We start from the raw sequence: 468 nt of genomic DNA, 5'->3' as shown, positions 1-468 counted from the left end.
GCCCGCTGCTGACCAGCCGCAGCGGCCCCGCCGCCGACGGCGCGGCGGAACTCCTCGCCGAACTCGCCGCCCTGGGCGCGCACGCCGAGATCACCGCCTGCGACGCCGCCGACCGCGACGCCCTCGCGGCCCTGCTGGCTGCGCTGCCCCCCGCACACCCGCTGACCGGGGTGGTGCACGCCGCCGGCGTCCTGGCCGACGGCGTCGTCGCCACCATGACGCCCGAGCAACTGGACCTCGTCCTGCGCCCCAAGGTGGACGCGGCGATCAACCTGCACGAACTCACCGCGGGCCTGGACCTGTCCGAGTTCGTCCTGTTCTCGTCCATCGCCGGAGTCTTCGGCGGCATGGGCCAGGGCAACTACGCCGCCGCCAACGCCTTCCTGGACGCACTGGCCCACCGGCGCCGCGCCGACGGGCTGCCCGGCCGCTCCCTCGCCTGGGGCCTGTGGGCCAACAGCACCGGGA

At 75.9% G+C, this 468-nt stretch carries 1 protein-coding gene; it reads left to right on the top strand.

Annotated elements, in window-relative coordinates; translation table 11 throughout:
• Positions 1-468, top strand: a 468-nt coding sequence (locus VR45_RS40730; RefSeq protein WP_045945025.1) for a ketoreductase domain-containing protein, incomplete at both ends; no start/stop codon positions are given.

This window comes from Streptomyces sp. NRRL S-495 (assembly GCF_000966955.1).
Classification (GTDB): Bacteria; Actinomycetota; Actinomycetes; order Streptomycetales; family Streptomycetaceae; genus Kitasatospora; species Kitasatospora purpeofusca.
The sequence above is the reverse complement of the archived record's forward strand: the minus strand, read 5'-3'. Positions and strand labels throughout refer to the sequence as shown.